Annotated in this window: 13 protein-coding genes; 7 read left to right on the top strand and 6 right to left on the bottom strand. The window is 60.4% G+C overall.

Annotated elements, in window-relative coordinates; genetic code table 11:
- Window positions 1–28: 28 nt before the first annotated feature.
- From prpF to AACY30_RS02990, 5 genes are all read right to left on the bottom strand, one after another.
- Window positions 29–1,219 (bottom strand): 2-methylaconitate cis-trans isomerase PrpF, encoded by a 1,191-nt coding sequence (gene prpF, locus AACY30_RS03010; RefSeq protein WP_339467866.1) that lies wholly within the window; start codon window positions 1,217–1,219, stop codon window positions 29–31.
- Window positions 1,220–1,228: 9 nt separating this feature from the next.
- A complete protein-coding gene (gene acnD, locus AACY30_RS03005) occupies window positions 1,229–3,823 on the bottom strand; it encodes a Fe/S-dependent 2-methylisocitrate dehydratase AcnD (RefSeq protein WP_339467864.1) in 2,595 nt (864 codons plus the stop codon).
- Window positions 3,824–3,959: 136 nt separating this feature from the next.
- The gene (prpC, locus tag AACY30_RS03000; RefSeq protein ID WP_339539675.1) at window positions 3,960–5,087 is read right to left on the bottom strand and encodes a bifunctional 2-methylcitrate synthase/citrate synthase; all 1,128 of its coding nucleotides are present in this window, start codon (window positions 5,085–5,087) and stop codon (window positions 3,960–3,962) included.
- Window positions 5,088–5,127: 40 nt separating this feature from the next.
- Window positions 5,128–6,021, bottom strand: a complete 894-nt coding sequence (prpB, locus tag AACY30_RS02995) for a methylisocitrate lyase (protein ID WP_025854214.1) — start codon at window positions 6,019–6,021, stop codon at window positions 5,128–5,130.
- A complete protein-coding gene (locus AACY30_RS02990) occupies window positions 6,018–6,728 on the bottom strand; it encodes a GntR family transcriptional regulator (RefSeq protein WP_339539673.1) in 711 nt (236 codons plus the stop codon). The genes prpB and AACY30_RS02990 overlap by 4 nt, the downstream gene beginning before the upstream one ends.
- 272 nt (window positions 6,729–7,000) lie before the next feature.
- Between AACY30_RS02990 and rloA the strand changes: the two genes are divergently transcribed.
- The 4 genes from rloA to pabB all read left to right on the top strand — a co-directional run bounded on the left by rloA (window position 7,001) and on the right by pabB (window position 11,495).
- A complete protein-coding gene (gene rloA / locus AACY30_RS02985; protein ID WP_339467858.1) occupies window positions 7,001–7,534 on the top strand; it encodes a retropepsin-like aspartic peptidase RloA in 534 nt (177 codons plus the stop codon).
- A 5-nt stretch (window positions 7,535–7,539) separates the two neighbouring features.
- On the top strand, window positions 7,540–9,072 hold the full coding sequence (rloB, locus tag AACY30_RS02980; protein ID WP_339467856.1) for an osmotic stress tolerance membrane protein RloB: 1,533 nt from the start codon (window positions 7,540–7,542) through the stop codon (window positions 9,070–9,072).
- Window positions 9,072–10,058 carry an alpha-L-glutamate ligase-like protein gene (locus AACY30_RS02975; protein ID WP_339418837.1) on the top strand — a complete coding sequence of 329 codons (987 nt, stop codon included), beginning with the start codon at window positions 9,072–9,074 and terminating at the stop codon, window positions 10,056–10,058. Before rloB ends, AACY30_RS02975 begins: the two co-directional genes overlap by 1 nt.
- A gap of 93 nt (window positions 10,059–10,151) precedes the next feature.
- On the top strand, window positions 10,152–11,495 hold the full coding sequence (gene pabB / locus AACY30_RS02970) for an aminodeoxychorismate synthase component I (protein ID WP_339539670.1): 1,344 nt from the start codon (window positions 10,152–10,154) through the stop codon (window positions 11,493–11,495).
- Between the two features lie 70 nt (window positions 11,496–11,565).
- Here pabB and thrH read toward each other — a convergent pair whose 3' ends face one another.
- The gene (gene thrH, locus AACY30_RS02965; protein WP_339539668.1) at window positions 11,566–12,183 is read right to left on the bottom strand and encodes a bifunctional phosphoserine phosphatase/homoserine phosphotransferase ThrH; all 618 of its coding nucleotides are present in this window, start codon (window positions 12,181–12,183) and stop codon (window positions 11,566–11,568) included.
- A 153-nt stretch (window positions 12,184–12,336) separates the two neighbouring features.
- Here thrH and AACY30_RS02960 point away from each other — a divergent pair, with 153 nt between their 5' ends.
- The 3 genes from AACY30_RS02960 to AACY30_RS02950 all read left to right on the top strand — a co-directional run bounded on the left by AACY30_RS02960 (window position 12,337) and on the right by AACY30_RS02950 (window position 15,716).
- Window positions 12,337–13,071, top strand: a complete 735-nt coding sequence (locus AACY30_RS02960; protein WP_339436458.1) for a phosphoadenylyl-sulfate reductase — start codon at window positions 12,337–12,339, stop codon at window positions 13,069–13,071.
- Window positions 13,072–13,447: 376 nt separating this feature from the next.
- Window positions 13,448–14,974, top strand: a complete 1,527-nt coding sequence (locus AACY30_RS02955; protein ID WP_339467854.1) for an NCS1 family nucleobase:cation symporter-1 — start codon at window positions 13,448–13,450, stop codon at window positions 14,972–14,974.
- A 13-nt stretch (window positions 14,975–14,987) separates the two neighbouring features.
- On the top strand, window positions 14,988–15,716 hold the full coding sequence (locus AACY30_RS02950; RefSeq protein WP_339539666.1) for an aspartate/glutamate racemase family protein: 729 nt from the start codon (window positions 14,988–14,990) through the stop codon (window positions 15,714–15,716).
- Window positions 15,717–15,793 lie beyond the last annotated feature (77 nt).

The following is a 15,793-nucleotide window of genomic DNA, read 5'->3' as shown; positions in this document are numbered from 1 at the left end:
ACTTACCCTGTGGGGTCTGTGTTGGGGGTTAGAACGCGTCTCCAGGCACGCGTACAAAGCCTTCCATCAGCACCCGTGCGCTACGGCTCATGATGGCTTTCTTAACAATCCATTCGCCGTTCACTTGAGTGGCTTCGGCCCCGACACGCAAGGTGCCGGACGGATGCCCAAACCGCACGGCGTTACGCTCGATACCACCGGCTGCGAGGTTGACCAAGGTCCCGGAAATGGCCGCCGCGGTGCCAATCGCCACCGCCGCCGTGCCCATCATCGCGTGGTGCAGCTTGCCCATGGACAGCGCACGCACCAGCAAGTCCACATCGTCGGCCTTGATCGTCTTTGCGCTGGAGGCCACGTAATCCGCAGGCTTGGCCACAAACGCCAGCTTCGGCGTGTGCTGGCGCTGCGCGGCTTCGTCCAGGTGTTTGATCAGGCCCATGCGCAACGCGCCGTAGGCCCGCACGGTTTCGAACATGGCCAACGCTTTCGGATCGCTGTTGATTGCGCCTTGCAGTTCGGTACCGGTGTAGCCGAGGTCTTCAGCGTTGATGAAAATCGTCGGGATGCCGGCATTGATCAGCGTCGCCTTGAAGGTGCCGACACCGGGTACTTCCAGGTCATCCACCAGGTTGCCAGTGGGGAACATCGAGCCACCACCGCCCTCCTCGTCCGCCGCCGGGTCCATGAACTCCAACTGCACCTCGGCTGCCGGGAAGGTCACGCCGTCCAGTTCGAAGTCGCCGGTTTCCTGCACAGCGCCGTCGGTGATCGGCACGTGGGCGATGATGGTCTTGCCGATATTCGCCTGCCACACGCGCACCACGGCCACGCCGTTACGGGGCACGCGGGCGGAGTCAACCAAACCGGCGCTGATGGCGAAGGCGCCGACTGCCGCCGACAGGTTGCCGCAGTTGCCGCTCCAGTCGACGAAGGGTTTGTCGATGGAGACCTGGCCGAACAGGTAGTCCACGTCATGCTCAGCGCGGGTGCTTTTGGCCAGGATCACGGTTTTGCTGGTGCTGGACGTGGCACCGCCCATACCGTCGATCTGCTTGTCATAGGGATCGGGGCTACCGATCACCCGCAGCAACAGGGCATCCCGCGCAGCGCCCGGTACCTGCGCCGCTTCGGGCAGGTCCTGGAGGCTGAAAAATACACCCTTGCTGGTGCCGCCACGCATGTAGGTGGCGGGGATCTTGATTTGCGCTACGTGTGCCATGGTTACCCCTCAGGCGGTCGCCGCCGATTCCAGGAAGTCCTGGGCAAAACGCTGCAACACGCCGCCCGCCTCGTAGATCGACACTTCTTCGGCGGTGTCCAGGCGGCAGGTCACCGGCACTTCGACACGTTCGCCATTCTTGCGGTTGATCACCAATGTCAGCGTGGCACGCGGGGTGCGCGCACCGACCACGTCGTAGGTCTCGCTGCCGTCGATCTTCAGCGTATGGCGATCCGTGCCCGGCAGGAACTCCAGCGGCAACACGCCCATGCCCACCAGGTTGGTGCGGTGGATACGCTCGAAGCCCTCGGCGGCAATCGCTTCCACACCGGCCAGTCGCACGCCCTTGGCCGCCCAGTCGCGGGACGAGCCCTGGCCGTAGTCGGCGCCGGCGATGATGATCAGCGGCTGCTTGCGCTCCATGTAGGTTTCGATGGCTTCCCACATCCGCGTGACCTGGCCTTCCGGCTCGATGCGCGCCAGAGATCCCTGCTTGACCTTGCCGTTCTCAACAACCATTTCGTTGAACAGTTTCGGGTTGGCAAAAGTCGCGCGCTGCGCAGTCAAGTGGTCGCCACGATGCGTCGCGTAAGAGTTGAAGTCGACTTCCGGCAAGCCCATTTTCGCCAGGTATTCGCCGGCGGCGCTGTCGAGCATGATTGCGTTGGACGGCGACAGGTGGTCAGTGGTGATGTTGTCCGGCAGCACCGCCAGCGGGCGCATGCCCTTGAGCGGGCGCGCGCCGGCCAGCGCGCCTTCCCAATACGGCGGACGGCGGATATAGGTGCTCTGCGGGCGCCAGTCATACAGCGGCGCGACTTTCGGGCCGGTGTCTTCGTGGATCGCGAACATCGGAATGTAGACCTTGCGGAACTGCTCCGGCTTGACCGAGGCCTTGACCACCGCGTCGATCTCTTCGTCGCTCGGCCAGATGTCCTGCAGGCGGATGTCCTTGCCGTTGGCGTCGAGGCCGAGCACGTCCTTCTCGATATCGAAACGGATAGTGCCGGCAATCGCGTAAGCCACTACCAGCGGCGGCGAGGCCAGGAACGCTTGCTTGGCGTACGGGTGAATACGCCCGTCGAAGTTGCGGTTGCCCGAGAGCACGGCGGTCGCGTACAAGTCGCGGTCGATGATTTCCTGCTGGATCACCGGGTCGAGTGCGCCGGACATACCGTTGCAGGTGGTGCAGGCGAAGGCCACGACACCAAAACCAAGCTGCTCCAATTCAGTGGTCAAGCCGGCTTCGTCGAGGTACATCGCCACGGTTTTCGAACCGGGAGCCAGGGACGATTTGACCCACGGTTTGCGCACCAGCCCCAGTTTGTTGGCGTTGCGCGCCAAGAGGCCTGCGGCAATGACGTTGCGCGGGTTGCTGGTGTTGGTGCAACTGGTGATGGCGGCGATGATTACCGCGCCGTCCGGCATTTGCCCCGGCACTTCTTCCCACTGGCCAGAGATACCTTTGGCCGCCAGGTCACGGGTAGCGACACGAGCGTGCGGGTTGCTCGGGCCGGCCATGTTGCGCACAACGCTGGACAGGTCGAAGGTGAGGCCACGCTCGTATTGCGCGCCTTTGAGGTCATCGGCCCACAGGCCAGTGTGGCGGGCGTATTGCTCAACCAAGGTGACTTGTTCGTCTTCGCGGCCAGTAAGCTTGAGGTAAGCGATGGTCTGTTGATCGATGTAGAACATCGCCGCGGTGGCGCCGTATTCCGGTGCCATGTTGGAGATGGTCGCACGGTCGCCGAGGGTGAGGTTTGAGGCGCCCTCGCCGAAAAACTCCAGCCACGCGCCGACCACTTTTTGCTTACGCAGGAACTCGGTCAGCGCCAGCACCATATCGGTGGCGGTGATGCCGGGTTGCAGCTTGCCCGTCAGCTCCACGCCGACACTTTCCGGCAGGCGCATCCACGAGGCGCGACCGAGCATCACGCTTTCGGCTTCCAGACCACCGACGCCGATGGCGATCACACCCAGTGCGTCTACGTGCGGGGTGTGGCTGTCGGTGCCAACGCAGGTGTCGGGGAATGCAACACCGTCACGCACCTGAATCACCGGGGACATTTTCTCCAGGTTGATCTGGTGCATGATGCCGTTGCCTGGCGGGATCACGTCGACGTTCTTGAAGGCCTTCTTGGTCCACTCGATAAAGTGGAAACGGTCTTCGTTGCGACGGTCTTCGATGGCGCGGTTTTTCTCGAACGCGTCCGGGTCAAAACCACCGGCTTCGACGGCCAGGGAATGGTCGACGATCAGTTGGGTCGGCACCACCGGATTGACCTGCGCCGGGTCACCGCCTTGCAGGGCGATGGCATCGCGCAAGCCGGCGAGGTCGACCAAGGCGGTCTGGCCGAGAATGTCGTGGCACACCACGCGCGCCGGGAACCACGGGAAGTCGAGGTCGCGCTTGCGTTCGATCAGTTGGCTCAGGGACGCGTTGAGGGTGGCCGGGTCGCAACGACGCACCAGGTTTTCTGCGAGGACGCGGGAGGTGTAGGGCAAGGTGGCGTAGGCGCCGGGGGTGATTGCCTCGACAGCCGCGCGGGCGTCGAAGAAATCGAGGCGGCTGCCGGGGAGTGCTTTGCGGAATTCAGTGTTCATCGTCAAGGCTCGGTCACGGTAGATACAAAAGGAAAAGACGACGCGGATTTGATGTGAAATGCGATCCAATGTGGGAGCGAGCAAGCCCGCTCCCACATTGGATTCGGTGACCACTTCAAGACGCCGGTCTCTTCATTCAGCGACGTTCGATTGGCACGAACTTGCGCTGCTCAACGCCGGTGTATTCGGCGCTTGGACGGATGATGCGGTTGTTGGCGCGCTGCTCGAAGACATGCGCGGCCCAGCCAGTCAGGCGCGAGCACACGAAGATCGGGGTGAACAACTTGGTCGGGATGCCCATGAAGTGATACGCCGAGGCATGGTAGAAATCGGCGTTGGGAAACAGCTTCTTCTGTTCCCACATGGTTTTGTCGATGGCTTCGGAGACCGGGAACAACACCTTGTCACCCACCTCGTCAGCGAGTTTTTTCGACCAGCCCTTGATCACTCCATTGCGCGGGTCGTTGTCTTTGTAGATCGCGTGGCCAAAGCCCATGATCTTATCCTTGCGCGCCAGCATGCCGAGCGTGCCTTCGACGGCTTCTTCAGCCGACGAGAATCGCTCGATCATCTCCATCGCCGCTTCGTTGGCGCCGCCATGCAGCGGACCGCGCAGGGAACCGATGGCGGCGGTAACGCAGGAATAGAGATCGGACAGGGTCGACGCACACACGCGGGCGGTGAAGGTCGAAGCGTTGAATTCGTGCTCGGCGTAGAGAATCAGCGACACGTTCATGACTTTCTCGTGCAACTCGCTCGGTTTTTCGCCGTGCAACAGATGCAGGAAATGGCCGCCGATGGTCGGCTCGTCGGTCACGCAGTCGATACGCTTGCCGTCGTGGCTGAAGCGATACCAGTAGCACATGATCGCCGGGAAGGCCGCCAACAGACGATCGGTGACGTCGCGCTGCACGCTGAAGTCTTTCTCCGGCTCGATATTGCCAAGGAACGAGCAACCGGTGCGCATCACGTCCATCGGGTGGGCGTCGGCAGGAATGCGTTCCAGCACTTCCTTGAGCGCTTGGGGCAGGTCGCGCAGCTTGCCCAGCTTTTTGCGGTAGTCCGCCAGCTCGGCCTGGGTCGGCAGTTCGCCGTACAGCAGCAGGTAGGCGACTTCTTCAAACTGCGCATCGGCGGCCAGTTCACGCACGTCGTAGCCGCGATAGGTCAGGCCGGCGCCCGCTTGGCCGACGGTGGACAGTGCGGTCTGCCCGGCCACCTGGCCACGCAGGCCGGCGCCACTGAGTACTTTTGCTTCAGCCATGTTCTTTCTCCAATCTTGAATTTATTAGGGAGGCCGTTCGTTACTTCTTGGCTGCGAACAGCGCGTCGAGCTTCTGCTCGAAGGTGTGGTAGTCGATGCGATCGTAAAGCTCCATGCGGGTTTGCATGGTGTCGATCACATTCTGTTGGGTGCCGTCGCGACGGATCGCGGTGTAGACGTTTTCGGCGGCCTTGTTCATGGCGCGGAACGCCGAGAGCGGGTACAGCACGATGGAAACATCAGCAGATTTCAACTGTTCGGTGGTGTACAGCGGTGTGGCGCCAAACTCGGTGATGTTGGCCAGGATCGGCGCTTTCACGCGGGAGGCGAACAGCTTGTACATCTCCAATTCGGTAATGGCCTCCGGAAACACCATGTCGGCGCCAGCTTCGATGCAGGCGGCGGCGCGTTCCAGGGCGGATTCCAAACCCTCGACGGCCAGGGCATCGGTGCGCGCCATGATCACAAAGCTGTCATCGGTGCGCGCATCCACGGCGGCCTTGATGCGGTCGACCATTTCCTGCTGCGACACAATTTCTTTGTTCGGGCGATGGCCGCAGCGCTTGGCGCCGACCTGGTCTTCGATATGGATGGCAGCCGCGCCAAACTTGATCATCGACTTGACGGTACGCGCCACGTTGAACGCCGAGGAGCCGAAACCGGTGTCCACGTCCACCAGCAGCGGCAGGTCACACACATCCGTAATGCGGCGTACGTCGGTGAGTACGTCATCCAGGCCGGTGATGCCCAGGTCCGGCACGCCGAGGGAGCCGGCAGCCACCCCGCCACCCGACAGGTAGATCGCCTTGAAACCGGCGCGCTTGGCCAGCAGCGCGTGGTTGGCGTTGATCGCGCCGACCACCTGCAAGGGGTGCTCACTGGCGACGGCGTCACGGAAACGCTGGCCGGGGGTGCTTTTATTGTTAGAACTCATGACTCACCTCTATCAGTAGCACCGCCTGGGAAATGACGGGCAACGTTGCGTTTGGAAGCGCCGATGTGCCGGCGCATCAACAGTTCGGCCAGTTCACCGTCGCGATCGGCAATCGCGTCAAGAATGCGGTGGTGCTCGGCAAAGGCCTGGCGTGGACGATTGGGAGTGGCGGAAAACTGGATGCGGTACATGCGCACCAGTTGGTACAGCTCGCCGCAGAGCATTTGGGTCAGGGTGCGGTTGCCGGCGCCTTGAATGATCCGGTAATGAAAGTCGAAGTCGCCTTCCTGCTGGTAATAACCGAGGCCGGCCTGGAACGCTTCATCGCGTTCGTGGGTGTGCAACACCTGGCGCAGTTCTTCGATTTCCGCATCGGTCATGCGCTCGGCGGCCAGGCGACAGGCCATGCCTTCGAGAGATTCGCGGATTTCATAGAGTTCGATCAGCTCGGCATGGCTCAACGACACCACCCTCGCGCCGACGTGAGGCACACGCACCAGCAGGCGCTGGCCTTCCAAGCGATGGATCGCCTCACGCAGCGGGCCACGGCTGATGCCGTAGGTGCGTGCCAGTTCTGGCTCGGAGATCTTGCTGCCCGGGGCGATCTCACCCTTGACGATGGCGGCCTGGATACGCCGGAAGACGTTCTCGGACATGGTCTGGGAATCGTCTTGCGCCATCACTGGGGATTCCAGCTGATCCAGCATATTGTCGACACCTTTAAAAGCAATGCCACAAAAACTAGCCAATCAGACCAAGATAGTCAAAGAATAAATCAACATTGTCGACAATCGTCTAATAACCGCTGCTAAACTCGTGCAGGGCATGGCCGCCTGCCAGCGCTGGCGCCAAAAAAGCATCATGCTAGAATGCTCGCGGTATTTGCCTGACATCGCTAGATGAAACGGCGCACGAGGGAGCTTGCGCAGTAATGCCAGTCGCCTTGAATCAAACATCGCACTGCACCGCCTCAGGATTTATGAGACTCAAGCCCTTACCCCTGTTCTGCCTATTGTTCATGCCAGGCCTTGGCGCCGCTGCCGAGAAGACCGTGTATGGCCTCAACGAATACGCCCAATTGGCCGGCATCAATCTGGAAGTCGCCGCCAAACTGGACACCGGTGCCAAGACCGCGTCCCTCAGCGCCCGCGACATCAAGCGCTTCAAGCGCAATGGCGAATCCTGGGTTCGCTTCTACCTGGCCATCGACACCGCCCATTCCCACCCCATCGAACGCCCCCTGGCCCGCGTCAGCAAGATCAAGCGCCGTGCCGGTGACTACGACCCCGATGAGGACAAAAACTACACCGCCCGTCCGGTGATTACCCTGGACATCTGCATGGGCACTGCTTTACGCAGCATCGAAGTGAACTTGACTGACCGCAGCGCATTCCAATACCCGCTGCTGATTGGCTCCGAAGCGCTGAAACGCTTTGATGCGCTGGTCGACCCCAGTCTTAAATACGCAGCGGGCAAGCCCGCTTGCGCCGCCGACGCTCATACCGCCGAGTAAAACGAATGCGCTCTCTGACCCTGCACCTGAAAATCCTGATCGCCATCCTGGTGGTGTTGGGTATCTCAGTCACCACCTATCAGATCTTCGTGCTGGGGATCCCCGTTACCGAAGACGCCACCGACGACTTGTGGAACATCGACGCCAAGGTCGAGTTCGTCGCCAACCCGAAAGATCCCGTGAAAATCCAGATGTTCGTACCGCCCTTGAGCCGCGACTTCGTCAGCCTCAACGAGAGTTTCATCTCGAATAATTACGGCGTGAGCGTCAACCGCACCGACGGCAACCGCAAGGTCACCTGGTCGGCACGCCGCGCCAAGGGCAACCAGACCCTGTATTACCGCCTGGTCCTGACCAAGCGCTACAGCGGCGAAAAGGTCAAGGTCAAGGGCCCCACCTTCCGCGACAGCATCGCGGTGGAAGGCCCGGAGAAGATCGCCGCCGAAGCCCTGCTTGCGCCGATCCGCCAGCACTCGGCCGACGTCGAGACCTTTATTACTGAAGCCATCAAGCGCACCAACAACCTCAACGACGACAATGTGAAACTGCTGCTCGCGGGCGATCCGTCGACGCCGCACAAAGCCAAGATCGTCGAATTGCTGCTGTCCATTGCCCACGTGCCGGTGGAAAAAGTCCACACCATCCGCCTGGTCGCCGACCAGCCGCAAAGCCCGGAACTGTGGCTGCGCAGCTTCAACGGCAATGAATGGTTGTACTTCAACCCGGAAACCGGCGAACAAGGCCTGCCCGCCGACCGCTTGCAGTGGTGGACCGGCGATGAAAACCTGATCACCGTCGATGGCGGCAAGAAGGCCATGGTGACCTTCAGCCTGAACAACAGCGAAATGAACGCGATTCGCCTGGCCAAGCTGACCGACGAGAACACCGACGCCAACTTCCTCGAATACTCGCTGTACGGCCTGCCGCTGCAAACCCAGCAGACCTTCATGATCATGGTGATGATCCCGATCGGCGTGTTGGTGATTTTAATCCTGCGCAACCTGATCGGCCTGCAGACCCTGGGAACGTTCACCCCGGTGCTGATCGCCCTGGCGTTCCGCGAGACGCAGCTGGGCTTCGGGATTGTGCTGTTTACGATTATCACGGCGCTGGGTTTGTCGCTCAGATCGTACCTGGAGCACTTGAAGCTGCAGATGCTGCCGAGGTTGTCGGTGGTGTTGACCTTTGTGGTGGTGCTGATCGCGGCCATCAGCCTGTTCAGCCATAAACTGGGGCTGGAGCGTGGGCTGTCGGTGGCGCTGTTCCCGATGGTGATTTTGACCATGACCATCGAACGTTTGTCCATCACCTGGGAAGAACGCGGCGCCAACCATGCGCTGAAAGTGGCGATTGGTACGCTGTTCGCCGCATCCCTCGCGCACTTGATCATGAGCGTGCCGGAGCTGATCTACTTTGTGTTCACCTTCCCGGCCATCCTGCTGATTTTGGTGGGCTTCATGCTGGCCATGGGTCGGTATCGCGGCTACCGCTTGACCGAGCTGGTGCGATTCAAGGCCTTCTTGAAGGCAGATCAGTAATGTTCGGATTCTGGAAGACCTGGAAGGCGCTGGAAGCGCGGGGGATCATGGGCATCAACCGGCGTAACGCCGACTACGTGCTCAAGTACAACAAGCGCAGCCTGTACCCGATTGTGGATGACAAGATCATCACCAAGGAACGCGCGCTGGCGGCCGGCATCCATGTGCCGGAAATGTACGGGGTGATCTCCACCGAGAAGGAAATCGACAAGCTCAACGAGATCATCGGCGGGCGCAGCGACTTCGTGATCAAGCCGGCCCAGGGCGCCGGCGGCGACGGCATCCTGGTGGTGGCGGACCGCTTTGAAGGGCGCTATCGCACGGTGTCCGGCAAGATCATCAGCCATGAGGAGATCGAACATCAGATTTCCAGCATCCTCACCGGCCTGTACTCATTGGGCGGCCACCGTGATCGCGCGCTGATCGAATACCGCGTGGTGCCTGACCAGATCTTCAAGAGCATCAGCTATGAAGGTGTGCCGGACATTCGCATCATCGTATTGATGGGTTACCCGGTGATGGCCATGCTGCGCTTGCCGACCCGCCAGTCGGGCGGCAAGGCCAACCTGCACCAGGGCGCGATTGGCGTCGGCGTCGATCTCGCCACCGGCTTGACCCTGCGCGGCACCTGGCTGAACACCATCATCACCAAACACCCCGATACCACCAACGCGGTGGATGGCGTGCAACTGCCCAACTGGGACGGTTTCATGAAGCTCGCAGCCGGCTGCTATGAGCTGTGCGGGCTGGGTTACATCGGCGTGGACATGGTGTTGGACCAGGAGAAAGGCCCGCTGATCCTGGAACTGAATGCGCGGCCTGGGTTGAATATTCAGATTGCCAACGACTGCGGTTTAACCTTGCGTACGCATGCGGTGGAAGCGCGACTGGAAGAACTGAAAGCAGCCGGCGTGACGGAAACCCCGGAAGAGCGGGTGAAGTTCGTGCAGGAAATGTTTGGGCATATTGGGGCTTTCGCCAGCTAAAAGCTGCAAGCTATAAGCTTCAAGACACAGCCCTCGTGTTTGTTACACTTGCAGCTTGAAGCTCAAAACTTGCAACTGCCTTTAAGGCCCCTCATGTCGACCTGTTCCGTACACCCGCTGCCCTACCGGGCCAACCCCGCGGAGTATTTCGCGGTCATTCGCCACGCGCCTGGTGCCGTGCTGCTGGACAGCGGCCGGCCAGCGGCTGAACGCGGGCGGTATGACCTTCTCAGCGCTTGGCCGCAAGCGACGCTGACGGTATCGCCTGACGAAAGCGGTGGCGATTTCCTGCAACGGTTGCGGGAAAATCTCACGCAGCTGGGTGAGGCGGATTTGCCTGTCGGGTATGAGCTGCCATTTGCCGGAGGCCTGATCGGCTACCTGAGCTATGACTTTGGTCGGCACCTTGAGCAGATGCCACACCTTGCAACAGACGACCTGCACCTGCCGGATGCGCGCTTTGGGCTGTATGCCTGGGCGCTGATCAGCGATCACCACACGCAGACCAGCCAGTTGGTGTTTCATCCGGCACTGGCCGACAGCGAGCAGCAACGGTTGATTGCGCTATTCAGCACTCGCGCTATCGACGCGCCCGCATCCTTCAAACTTCAAGGCCCCATGGCCCCGGACCTCACCGCCGAGGCTTACCGCCAGGCCATCGCGCGCATCCAGGATTACATTCAGGCCGGCGACTGTTACCAGGTCAACTTTGCTCAACGCTTCCGTGCACCGTGCATTGGCGATCCATGGGTCGCCTACTGCGCATTGCGTAAAGCCTGCCCGACACCGTTCTCCGGGTTCCAAAGCCTGCCGGACGACGGCGCGGTACTGAGCCTGTCGCCAGAGCGCTTCGTGCACATCAGCAAGCGTCGCGTCGAAACCCGCCCCATCAAAGGCACCCGCCCCCGTGGCCTGACGCCCGAAGAAGACGCTGCCAACGCTGCCGAACTGCTGGCCAGCCCCAAGGACCGCGCCGAAAACCTGATGATCGTCGACCTGCTGCGCAACGACCTCGGCCGTACCTGCCGCACCGGCTCGGTGAGCGTGCCGGAGCTGTTCAGCCTGGAAAGCTACCCTAACGTCCACCATCTGGTGAGCAGCGTTATCGGCGAGTTGGCCGACGACAAAGACGCTCTCGACCTGATCGCGGGCAGCTTTCCCGGAGGCTCCATCACCGGCGCACCGAAGATCCGTGCGATGCAGATCATCGACGAGCTGGAGCCTACTCGACGCGGGCTGTACTGCGGTTCTTTGGTGTATCTGGATGTTAGGGGGGAAATGGACAGCTCCATCGCCATCCGTAGCTTGCTGGTCAAGGAGGGGCAGGTCTGCTGCTGGGGCGGCGGCGGGATTGTGGCGGACTCGCAATGGGAGGCGGAGTATCAGGAGTCGCTGACGAAGGTGCGGGTGTTGTTACACACTTTGGAAGGCTTGTAGCGTCAGCGCCCCCGAGTTCAAGGTGGGAGCTGGCTTGCCTGCGAAGAGGCCACCAGCCGCGCCGAAGGACTTACAGACTCAACGGGCGATTCGACGCCTTGATGAACTCGTTCTTCAGGTCCTCAAACGTATGCACCGCCGGGAACTGCGGGAACTCGCGGATCACATTCTCCGGTGCATGGAACAGAATCCCACGGTCGGCTTCGCCCAGCATGGTGGTGTCGTTGTAGGAATCGCCGGCGGCGATCACGCGGTAGTACAGGCTCTTGAAGGCCAATACCGACTGGCGCTTGGGGTCTTTCTGACGCAATTGATAACTCACCACGCGGTCAGTTTCGTCGGTGATCAGACGGTGGCAGAGCAGGGTCGGGAAACCCAGTTGGCGCATCAGCGGCTGGGAGAATTCGTAGAAAGTGTCTGACAGGATCACCACCTGAAAGCGCTCACGCAGCCAGTTGACGAACTCGATAGCGCCGTCCAGCGGCTTGAGGGTGGCGATCACTTCCTGGATGTCGGCGAGCTTGAGCCCGTGTTCATCGAGGATGCGCAGGCGTTGCTTCATCAGCATGTCGTAGTCGGGAATGTCCCGGGTGGTGGCCCGCAGGGATTCAATACCGGTTTTTTCGGCGAAGGCGATCCAGATTTCCGGAACCAGTACCCCTTCCAGGTCAAGGCAGGCAATTTCCACAAGACACTCCCATTTAGATGTTGTTGATTGAGCGGGCAAAAGGACTGCCGAACTCTAGCGACTCACGCTCGCCGCCGCAACGCAGGGCGGATTTTGATACCATCACTCCCCTATAGAGCGCTCAGCGCCACTGACCTGTAGGAAACCGTCCTGATGAACCAAGCCTTCGACGTCGTTGAACTCGCCGCGACTTACGCCAACAAGTCTGCGCAGGACATTCTCAAGCTGGCGTTCAGCCAGTTCGGTGATGACCTGTGGATTTCCTTCAGCGGCGCCGAGGACGTGGTGCTGGTAGACATGGCCTGGAAGCTGAACAAGAACGTCAAAGTGTTCAGCCTCGACACCGGCCGCCTGCACCCGCAGACCTACCGGTTTATCGAGCAGGTGCGCGACTTCTACAAGATCGACATCGAGTTGATCTCACCAGACCAGCGCAAGCTGGAGCCCTTCGTCAAAGAGAAGGGCCTGTTCAGCTTTTACAAGGACGGCCATGGCGAATGCTGCGGCGTGCGCAAGATCGAGCCGCTGCGCCGCAAACTTTCCGGCGTAAATGCCTGGGCCACCGGCCAGCGCCGCGACCAGAGCCCGGGTACACGGAGCCAGGTGGCTGCACTGGAAATCGACACGGCGTTCTCTACGCCTGAGCGCACTTTGTACAAGTTCAACCCGCTGGCGCAGATGACCAGTGAGGAAGTCTGGGGTTACATCCGCATGCTGGAGCTGCCGTATAACAGCTTGCATGAGCGTGGTTTCATCAGCATTGGTTGCGAACCTTGCACGCGTCCGGTGTTGCCGAACCAGCATGAACGCGAGGGGCGTTGGTGGTGGGAAGAGGCTACACAGAAGGAATGTGGGTTGCATGCGGGGAACATCATCAGTAAGGCCTAAGTCCTTAGCGCCCACATTTGTTTTGTGTTGACCTCTAGAATGTACACATAGATGTAACCATCGGTGCCATTTATGTGTGCAATCCTCCTCGATGCGCACCATAACGTAACACCTCTACTCGCCTTCTGTTTTCCGTCGTGATCTATCCCTCTCCCATAGAAAAATAAATAGCTGTTCAAACGGTCAATTTATATCGCTTTTAATTCAGCGAGTTATTTATAAAATCTACAAAAAGGAAATTATCCGTCGTTTTCATAGATCGAAAACTGGCACGTATGTGGCTTAAGGTGAAATACGCTTTGTATACAATAAATACAAAATCTACATACACTTTGCCATCTGCGGCCCGGCTGCTGATGTGCCGGAGCCTGCCGGAATGCGTACTAGCCTCTCGAATGACATCGCACTGGATCTGCCCTCCTCCCTGAACCCCGAGGCGACACGTCCGGGCCCGCTGGTACTCAGCCCGCGCCTACATAACAAGGACCTGGCGCCCACCAAGGTCGAAGGCCGGCGTTGGGGGCGCTACAGCATCTTTGCGTTATGGACCAACGACGTACACAACATCGCCAACTACTCGTTCGCCATTGGCTTGTATGCATTGGGCCTGGGCGGCTGGCAGATCTTGTTGTCCCTCGGCATCGGTGCGGCGCTGGTGTACTTCTTCATGAACTTGTCGGGCTATATGGGGCAGAAGACCGGCGTACCGTTTCCGGTGATCAGCCGCATCAGTTTCGGCATTCATGGCGCACAGATTCCGGCGTTGATCCGCGCGGTGATTGCGATTGCCTGGTTCGGTATCCAGACCTACCTTGCCTCGGTGGTTTTCCGCGTGTTGCTGACAGCCATTCATCCAGGCTTCGCCGACTACGACCACAACTCCATCCTCGGTCTGTCCTCCCTCGGCTGGGCCTGTTTTGTGGCGATCTGGCTGTTGCAACTGGTGATCCTGGCCTACGGCATGGAAATGGTGCGCCGCTATGAAGGCTTCGCCGGGCCGGTGATTCTGCTGACGGTAGCCTCGTTGGCCGGTTGGATGTACTTCCAGGTCGGCGGCAATATAGCCTGGTCGATCCGTGAACCGCTGAGTGGTGGCGAGATGTGGCGCAATATCTTTGCCGGCGGCGCGCTGTGGCTGTCAATCTACGGCACGTTGATTCTCAACTTCTGCGACTTCGCCCGCTCTTCGCCGTGCCGCAAGACCATTCAGGTCGGCAACTTCTGGGGCTTGCCGGTGAATATTCTGGTGTTCGCTGCGATCACGGTGCTGCTGTGCGGCGGGCAGTTCCAGCTCAATGGCCGGGTGATCGAAAGCCCGACCGAGATCATCGCAGCCATCCCTAATACCGTGTTTCTGGTTCTGGGCTGCCTGGCGTTCCTGATCGTCACCGTGGCGGTGAACATCATGGCCAACTTTGTCGCGCCCGCCTTTGTGCTGAGCAACCTGGCGCCCAAGTACCTGAACTTCCGTCGCGCCGGGTTGATCAGCGCCACCGTGGCCGTATTGATCCTGCCGTGGAACCTCTACAACAGCCCGCTGGTGATCGTGTATTTCCTGTCTGGCCTGGGCGCACTGCTGGGGCCGTTGTACGGGGTGATCATGGTCGATTACTGGTTGATCCGTAAAACCCAGGTGGACGTACCACAGTTGTATAGCGAAGACCCCCGTGGTGTTTATTACTACAGCCGCGGAGTCAATTTACGTGCAGTGGCGGCATTTGTTCCTGCGGCAGTGATCGCCATTCTCCTGGCCCTGCTGCCCGGTTTCGCCAGCGTCTCACCGTTTTCCTGGATGTTTGGCGCCGGTATTGCAGCGCTGCTGTATGGGCTGATCGCCAAGCGCCAGCCGTTCTACGCCGATGTCAGCGGCGAAAGCATTGCAGTCGATAACGTCAGTCACTAATCAAGGACATTCCATGCGTATCCTCGTGGTCAACGTCAACACCACCGAATCCATCACTGAAACCATCGCCCAGCAGGCACGGGCTGTGGCCGCGCCGGGCACCGAGATTGTCGGGCTCACGCCCTACTTCGGCGCGGAGTCGGTAGAGGGCAATTTTGAAAGCTACCTGGCGGCCCTCGCGGTGATGGACCGGGTGATGGCCTACGACCAGCCGTTCGACGCGGTGATCCAGGCCGGCTACGGCGAACACGGTCGCGAAGGTTTGCAAGAATTGCTCAACGTGCCGGTGGTGGACATCACCGAAGCCGCCGCCAGCACCGCGATGTTCCTGGGCCATGCGTACTCAGTGGTGACCACCCTGGACCGCACTGTGCCGCTGATCGAAGAGCGCCTGAAACTCGCCGGCCTGTACCAGCGTTGCGCCTCGGTGCGGGCCAGTGGCATGGCGGTGCTGGAGCTGGAAGAAGACCCGTTGGCGGCGATGGAGGCTATCGTGTGTCAGGCCGAACTGGCCATCCGCGAGGACAAAGCTGAGGTGATCTGCCTGGGGTGTGGTGGCATGGCCGGGCTGGATGAGCAGATTCGCCAGCGCACCGGGGTGCCGGTGGTGGATGGCGTGACGGCGGCGGTGACCATTGCTGAGTCCTTGGTACGGTTGCGGTTGTCGACGTCGAAGATCAGGACGTATGCGACGCCGCGGCCGAAGAAAATCATTGGCTGGCCGGGCATGTTCGGCCGGTAGACCGAGGTGTGGCCATCGCAGGCAAGCCAGCTCCCACATTGGAATGCGATCATCTGTGGGAGCCGGGCTTGCCCGCG

It is taken from the genome of Pseudomonas sp. RA_5y_Pfl1_P24 (assembly GCF_963970945.1).
GTDB lineage: Bacteria > Pseudomonadota > Gammaproteobacteria > Pseudomonadales > Pseudomonadaceae > Aquipseudomonas > Aquipseudomonas tritici.
Note: the sequence above shows the minus strand (reverse complement) of the source record. Positions and strands in the feature narration are given on the sequence as shown.